This window comes from Moorena sp. SIO1F2 (assembly GCF_010672755.1).
GTDB lineage: Bacteria > Cyanobacteriota > Cyanobacteriia > Cyanobacteriales > Coleofasciculaceae > Moorena.
The window spans coordinates 1-7,024 of record NZ_JAAHFV010000336.1; the positions used below are offsets into that span (position 1 = coordinate 1).

Annotated in this window: 8 protein-coding genes; 3 read left to right on the forward strand and 5 right to left on the reverse strand. The window is 43.0% G+C overall.

Going from position 1 to position 7,024, the window contains the following annotated elements; all coding sequences use genetic code 11:
* Positions 1-288: 288 nt before the first annotated feature.
* Together F6J94_RS27350 and F6J94_RS27355 are read right to left on the reverse strand one after the other, a co-directional pair.
* Positions 289-684 carry a hypothetical protein gene (locus F6J94_RS27350; protein ID WP_293026440.1) on the reverse strand — a complete coding sequence of 132 codons (396 nt, stop codon included), beginning with the start codon at positions 682-684 and terminating at the stop codon, positions 289-291.
* Positions 685-1,087: 403 nt separating this feature from the next.
* On the reverse strand, positions 1,088-1,276 hold the full coding sequence (locus tag F6J94_RS27355; RefSeq protein WP_293046064.1) for a hypothetical protein: 189 nt from the start codon (positions 1,274-1,276) through the stop codon (positions 1,088-1,090).
* Positions 1,277-1,520: 244 nt separating this feature from the next.
* Between F6J94_RS27355 and F6J94_RS27360 the strand changes: the two genes are divergently transcribed.
* Complete coding sequence (locus tag F6J94_RS27360; protein WP_293046067.1) at positions 1,521-2,312, forward strand: DUF2993 domain-containing protein; 792 nt, start codon at positions 1,521-1,523, stop codon at positions 2,310-2,312.
* 25 nt (positions 2,313-2,337) lie between these two features.
* Here F6J94_RS27360 and F6J94_RS27365 read toward each other — a convergent pair whose 3' ends face one another.
* The 3 genes from F6J94_RS27365 to F6J94_RS27375 all read right to left on the reverse strand — a co-directional run bounded on the left by F6J94_RS27365 (position 2,338) and on the right by F6J94_RS27375 (position 3,968).
* The gene (locus F6J94_RS27365; RefSeq protein WP_293046070.1) at positions 2,338-2,469 is read right to left on the reverse strand and encodes a hypothetical protein; all 132 of its coding nucleotides are present in this window, start codon (positions 2,467-2,469) and stop codon (positions 2,338-2,340) included.
* Positions 2,459-3,274: a Uma2 family endonuclease gene (locus F6J94_RS27370; protein ID WP_293046073.1), complete on the reverse strand. Its 816-nt coding sequence runs from the start codon at positions 3,272-3,274 to the stop codon at positions 2,459-2,461. The genes F6J94_RS27365 and F6J94_RS27370 overlap by 11 nt, the downstream gene beginning before the upstream one ends.
* A gap of 505 nt (positions 3,275-3,779) precedes the next feature.
* A complete protein-coding gene (locus tag F6J94_RS27375; RefSeq protein ID WP_293046078.1) occupies positions 3,780-3,968 on the reverse strand; it encodes a hypothetical protein in 189 nt (62 codons plus the stop codon).
* Positions 3,969-4,263: 295 nt separating this feature from the next.
* Here F6J94_RS27375 and F6J94_RS27380 point away from each other — a divergent pair, with 295 nt between their 5' ends.
* Complete coding sequence (locus F6J94_RS27380) at positions 4,264-5,871, forward strand: hypothetical protein (RefSeq protein ID WP_293046082.1); 1,608 nt, start codon at positions 4,264-4,266, stop codon at positions 5,869-5,871.
* Positions 5,872-5,993: 122 nt separating this feature from the next.
* Positions 5,994-6,902 carry a hypothetical protein gene (locus F6J94_RS27385; RefSeq protein ID WP_293046085.1) on the forward strand — a complete coding sequence of 303 codons (909 nt, stop codon included), beginning with the start codon at positions 5,994-5,996 and terminating at the stop codon, positions 6,900-6,902.
* The last annotated feature ends 122 nt before the right edge of the window (positions 6,903-7,024 follow it).

The following is a 7,024-nucleotide window of genomic DNA, read 5'->3' on the forward strand; positions in this document are numbered from 1 at the left end:
CTTAATTCTTAATTCTTAATTCTTAATTCTTAATTCTTAATTCTTAATTCTTAATTCTTAATTCTTAATTCTTAATTCTTAATTCTTAATTCTTAATTCTTAATTCTTAATTCTTAATTCTTAATTCAAAAATTGCGTTCCACAAAACTATTCAAATCATTCCATTATTACTAAACACCCAAAATTCCCCTGTTTCAAAACAGGGGAATTTTGGAACAAACAATTGCTCAGAGCGATTAGCCCGAAGGGCTACGCTACGCGATCGCGCTTATCGACGGGTGATTGAATTTAATCTAAATAACCCATCAGCTGTGGATCAGCATCAATATCATTTGGGGCGATGGGACGCTTGCCCATGATGTACTCTATTTCATCAAGATGAAGATTACTAGCAGCAATTGGTCGCTCCCCAGACACCTTCATGATACCGAGTACCTCAATGTTGCTAGAGGTGATGGGGCGGTCTCCCATTACAGATATAGTTTCTAATACCTGGAGATTACTGGCATCAATTGGTCGATGTCCCATTATGCTTTGTGTTTCACTAATATTAAGGTCACTAGGAGCAATGGGACGGTTTCCAGGTAAAGGGGCAATTGCATCCAAGGCAGAGGTTTCCTGTTCTGGAGCTTCTGCTAGCTGAACTGCGGTAACGTTTTCATTGATTGCAGTGCTATCGCTCATAATCGTATACCTAGAAGTTTTTAACGGAGTTTTTTAGCTATTCGGGCAAGATTAGCCCTAGGTCCTACCCGCTTTCGGAGGTGTGGGATTAACTATTGGTGTTATGGCCTCGTCTATGGGCGAGCGGGGTGCTGACAAAGTAGGAGAACAAAAAAAGCTCTGGTTGCTGTATTGACCTGGAGTCTTTGCTGTAACTGAGTTTAGTAAGGGGTAATCGGTAAATGAGAATTGGTGATACTCATGCGAAAAATCCCATTAATTACGTTACAGACCGCAACGTTAGCTTAATTTTTGCTCTTGACTAACCTTTACAAGTATTATAAAGCCTTAACTATACTAAGTTACATTTTACGAAAGTAAACAATTAGGTCAAGGATTATAAAGCAGTTCTTAATTGGGTCAGCTACTTACGCCGGTGGGTTAATGGGAACAGGGAGCAGGGAGCAGGGAGTAGGGAGCAGTTGACAGGGGTAGGTTTGTTGTATTTAGCGACTGCATCAAGACGGGATAAGAAAATTGAATGGATCTGATAACTATGACAAATGCTATAAAGGTTGAGACTGGCTTCTGACCCCTTTAGCCCTACAACCAAAGCCCCACAACCGAGACCTCTGGAGCTAACAGGTTTGAGATACTACAGCTGATTAATGATTAACTGATAAGCAAGCAAATAACCTACCCTAAAGTGGATGCCAAAGGTGAATAACCCCCTAACCTATCTGAGACTGGATGTCAATGGGGAATAACCAAATAACCTTCATCCCTAGGATCGATTGCTGAGTTCTTCACATTTTGTTACAAATATAGAAGTAACTCTCGCAGGATGCAAGATGGTTATGTTAGGTGGCTTCACCGGTACAAATAATTCTGGCACCGACTGGGGTGAACAGCTGCTGAATACTGTCGCCAGCAAGACCATTCGCCACCTGTTTACCACAAGCGAATCGGTAGATGTTTCTGTGCGCTGCTTTCCCTCTAGCAAATTGCTACAAGGTAGCATCGATAGTTTCAAAATGAGTGGCCGTGGTTTAGTGATTCGTCGGGAATTCCGGACAGAGGAGATGTCCTTTGAAACCGATGCTGTCTCTCTGGATTTCAGCTCAGTGCTTCAGGGTAAGATTTCTCTGAAACAACCTACTCAAGCGATCGCTCAAGTTATTCTTACTGAAGCTGACATCAACCAATCCTTTAAAGCACAACTAGTTAGAAAGCGGCTGGAAAACCTTTCTACACCAGGGTTAACCGCACTATCTGGTGGTGCTCCGGTTTCCTTTACTGAGGTGCAAGTGCAGCTGCAACCGAACAATGGTCTACGGTTATTTGCTAAGGCTGACCTACCTAATTACGGCATAGTACCGATTAGTATGACATCTACCATCGGAGTAGAGCGACGACGGCGGATTTTGTTTAAAGACTCCCAGTTTCAAGCTAATGAAATACCAGAGTCGTTACAAGAGATATCTAGAACTTTGACAGTAGCCCTGGATGAGATCTTGAACAATATGGTGGATCTAGACCGCTTCAACCTGGATGGTGTTACTATGCGCATCAATCGTCTAGAGACCCAAGGGAAAAAGCTAGTTTTCAGTGGCTACGCCCAAATCGATCACATCCCCAATAATCCTTGAGCGGTCAGCGGTCAGCGGTCAGCGGTCAGCCTTTAGCTGTTCGGTGTAGCGTGCGCGTAGCGCTAATCGCTGTTCGCTGTTCGCGTAGCGTGCGCGTAGCGCTAATCGCTGTTCGCTGATAGCTTTCAGAAAAACTCAGACAGGGGTTAAATTTCATCGGGATTAATACCCATCTGTCGTAACCGTTCTGCTAGTTGTTCAGCTCGTTGTTGAGCCAGTTCCTTCTGTTGGCGTTCATGTTCAGCTCGTTGCCGTTCAAGTTCGGCTCGTTGCCGTTGAAGTTCGGTTCGTTCAGCCTCAGTGGGAATCCAATTCCCATCTTGATCATACCAACGTAGCCACAACCGATTTAATCCCCGATATTGCCCAAGCCATAGCCCTATACCCAATTGCAACTCAGGGATCCAAAATTGGGCATTGTCTATGGTTTGGAGCTGATAGCTGCCGCCATCTAACTTAAAAATTCGCAATTCATTGCTGACTCGGTCGAAGGTGACATAGTAGGGAATGGCTAAAATTCGCTCGTACACTTCCCATTTGGTCGGTGCTTCTCCCGTTCGTTCACTGTAACCAAGGTCTTGATCTTTGGTACTGAAAGAAAGCAATTCTATGGCCACAATTGGTCTGACCTCTTCTTGCCAGATCACATAACTCATTCTCAGCTCTCGTCCTTGGTAGAGTCGGGAAATCCCTACTACCGCAAACCAATCCGGTCGTTTGTACCAAGCGGTATGGTTGGGGTCATAATATAAGTTCAAGTCACTGGCCACAAACACCCTTTCGCTCTCATAGTTGGGAGGGCGAAATGTTTCACTACACAGTTGTGGTTGCCAAAGATGAAATTCGTCAGGCAAACCGGGCTCCTCTGGCTCTTCACTGGGTAAATCATACATGGTGGGCAGGGTGTCTTTGGCCGGATGAGGGAGAATAACTTTTTTAAATGAGGGTTTGGCAAGTGACATGAGATTACCTCAATTTTTGTCGGAATGATGAGTTTGATCTTAACAACTGTCGGTAAGCATTAAGCCGTCAGCTGTCAGCCATCAGCTGTCAGCTTAAAATAAACCTCGTTCGCGTAGCTTGCGCATCGCACAAACGGGAGAATTTATAGCACTAAGCATTAAGGTGTTTGACATTGATACAAGCAGCAAAAGCTGTTGTAGTCAACTTTTGCATGCATCCCTCTTGCCTTGCGCGTAGCGCTATATTAGTGTTCAAGATTCACACATCAGTACTCGTTTGTCGTAAACTAGTACTGGTTAAGGGGAAATGGGTACCCGTTTGTTACACACCAGTACTGTTTAAGGAGAAATGGGTACCTGTTTGTTAGACATCAGTACTCGTTTGTTAGACAACAGTAATGATTAAGGGGAAATGGGTACTCGTTTGTCACACATCAGTACTCGTTTCTCGAAAATGGGTACTAGTTAACCAAAAACTAGTAGCCAGTTTTCATACAACAGTACTCTAGATTATGAAAATAGATAGCAACCACATCAATGCAGTATAGCAAAGGGAGTAGGGAGCAGGGATTAGGGAGCAGGGATTAGGGATTAGGGAGTAGCGATGCAGCGCGGTCTTGGGGAGGCAGCGCGGTCTTGGGAGTTTCCCCCACTCGCGCTTTGCATCAAGACGGGAGTAGGGAAAAGGGAACAAAAATTCTCACAATTCCTACACGGATTGGTATATATAGTGTTTGTATCTAGGTTGTACACAGACTTATTGCAAAAAAAAAGCAAAAGGCAAGAGTTAAAAGGCAAGAGGGGTAAGAGATTCGGAGTTTAATTGGACAATAAAAAAAGACCAGACAGCTTTAAATCTCAAATACAAACGCTATAAGCAGTGGTCAGCAGAAATAATTATGATTTATCCTGATTTATGGAATAATGGCTCGGACTAATGTAGTGAAATAATGAACTCTTGCCAATACTAAAGATTAGTTAATCATACTATGCTTATTCCAGAACCGTTTACTGCTACCCCAATAGCTGCTGGTATTCTCACCAATTTTGCTAGTGATATCCTTAAATATCACGCACAGTCTCTCGAAGGCACTCTGGTCGGAAAGGTGTTAAAGTCGGCTGGATTAAGCGAGCCGACTTTATATGATAGCTTACATGAAAGTCTGTATAAAGCTTTAGACCTCTACTTTAATACATATCCTCAGCGAGATTTGCTTGGTATTGATAATTTTTTCCTCGACCCAGAAGTAGCTGGGCAAATTAGTGGCTACATACTAGAGCGCAGGGCTATTGATTGGTTTAAAATTCAGGAAGCTTTTGACAAACAAGTAGGAAGACATGAAAATTCCAAGAAGCAGATTGACCAATACAACTTAGACTCCAAGCGGATAATAGAAGACTTTATTGAGTGCTATCGCCGCGTGTTAAGAGAACAACTGAGCCTTCCTCAAGTGGTTATTTTGTTGGAGGTACTCAACCAAAACGACAAGTTAATTAGTGAACTGCGTGCCAGCGAGCAGAGAATACAGCAATATATCGCTGAATTAAAACAAAACCAACTATCTTCTCAGAGTTTAAACGCTGCTTACCAAAGTGGACAACAAGAACTAGCCGCTAGGTTGACTGAACAATTAAATACTGTAGGCTTAGTTAACCAACAACAGTCTTTGCAGGTTATTCAAGCTCGACTACAGCCCATCCCGGCCTTATTTGAAATGGGATTGTGTAAGGGGCGTTTATTATCTCCTAAGCCCAATGAGTATTTTGTTTCTCACGGATTTACCCCGGATCTATTGGCTGACTGGCGCGAAACCCTTACTAATACCTTAGTTGAGGCTAGCGGCAGTCAGGATGATATTCAGCCTTACTTTTCCGGGGATAAGTTGCTAGGTGGTTTTCGGCTGTGTGGTATTTGCGATCAACTTTACACTACACGTTTCGGTATGTTCCTGCTGCCACCATCCCAGGATAGAAACGTTTACCTAGAATTGGGAATTGCCATTGGTTTAGGAGCGCCATTTTTCCTAGTACAGCATCATGAGGCTAAGATTCCACCTGTACTGGAGGCGTTAAGTCGTTATACTAATGGTGGCTTATTTCGCAGGATGCGTAGGGAGCTAGCTGGACAAATTGAGGAGTATGACTTTGGGGTAGTGCATTTTATTGCTAATTTACCAGCTGCTGGTAGCCAACCCCAGTATTTGATTGCAGGGGGTGGATTAATTGAGGATGAGGACTTTGAAGGGAGTATTACCGATGCACTAGGCAGCACCTATCCTAACTTACAAGCTGTGCCCTTAAAACAAGTGCTGGAAACCGCAAGGGGTGCCAAAACTGTATTAGAACAACTGGTTGAGTCTATTCAAACTTCCCGTTTTGCGATTTATCGTGTAGATGAAGAATGTTCAGCTACAACCTTCTTAGCCCTTGGCATCAGTATTGGACTCAACCAACCTTTCTTGATGATGCATAGAAGTAATAAAGAAGTTCCCTTGGATCTTCGAGGAATGGGGATGTATCAATTTCCTAATTTTACGACCCTAGAAAATGAAATTATACCCAGACATCAAAATTTATTGAACAGGTACGCAGGATAAGGCTCCGATCCCCTAGCCCCCCAAAGTTGTAGAACCAACGGGGGCTTTACCCAAACCAGAGTATCTAAATTCATGGTTCAATTTCATGCTTCAATTCAGTAACACCCAGGATAAATAGCCTCATGGATGAAGGGTTTTCTTCTAATCGAGAATTTGATTTTGTGGATTTCAAAGCCCTAGGCCGAATTACAGGTCGTCCTGCACATGAATGGGATTTTTACATTATCAAAGAATTAATTGATAATGCTCTTGATGCGGAGGAAGCAGTTTGGCGACAGAATCCTAAACAGACACCTATTTTAAAGGTTAGGATAGAGTTTTTTAATCAACAGCTTTTAGTGGAAGTTAGCAACCGCACGCAATTTCCGGTTGAACTCATACCTAAGATTTTTGCTACAGACCAGTACACCTCACGTAAAGCTTTTGTTAAAGAACTAACCCGGGGTGCTTTAGGTAATGCCCTTAAAACCTTGTTGGGAATTCCTTATGCTTTACGCAATCGTGTAAGTGGGGACTGGAAACCAGACCAAAAACCTCTATCTATTATTTGCAAGCAACAAGAGTACCTACCAAGGTATATAGTAGACACCACGAACCAAACTATTACGTTTGATTATCAAACCAAACCTTCTAATAAAAACACTGAAGGAACGATTATTAGGGTTTTACTGGATTATTTTGAACAGGAACAACCACGCACGCTTGATGACATCAAGGGGTTGGCGCGCCAGTATCATTGCTGTAATCCCCATGGAAATTTTCAGTGGATAGTGGAGCTTGAAGGAGAGGAATGGTCAGTAGAGTATGCCGCCAATCAAAACTGGTCTAATAAGTTTCGAGGAACTGCTCCAATACATTGGTATTCCATGACGGATTTTCAGAACTTACTTGGTGCGCTCTATCGGAAACAGGTTAGCAATCAACAGTATGATCAGCTATCAGTGCAGACCATATGCAGTTATTTTGATGGATTTGATAACCAGGATGGAGATACTGAAAATGATGATTTGACTACAACGGTTACCGGGTGAGAGAGGGTCCCAGCATAGACAATATCGCATTGGATATTATACTCCTGGGCAATCAGCTGGTAAGCCCAAGCGCTAGAGAGAGCATCTGGGTCAGGGAAATCTTGTAGGATGATCAGTTGCCG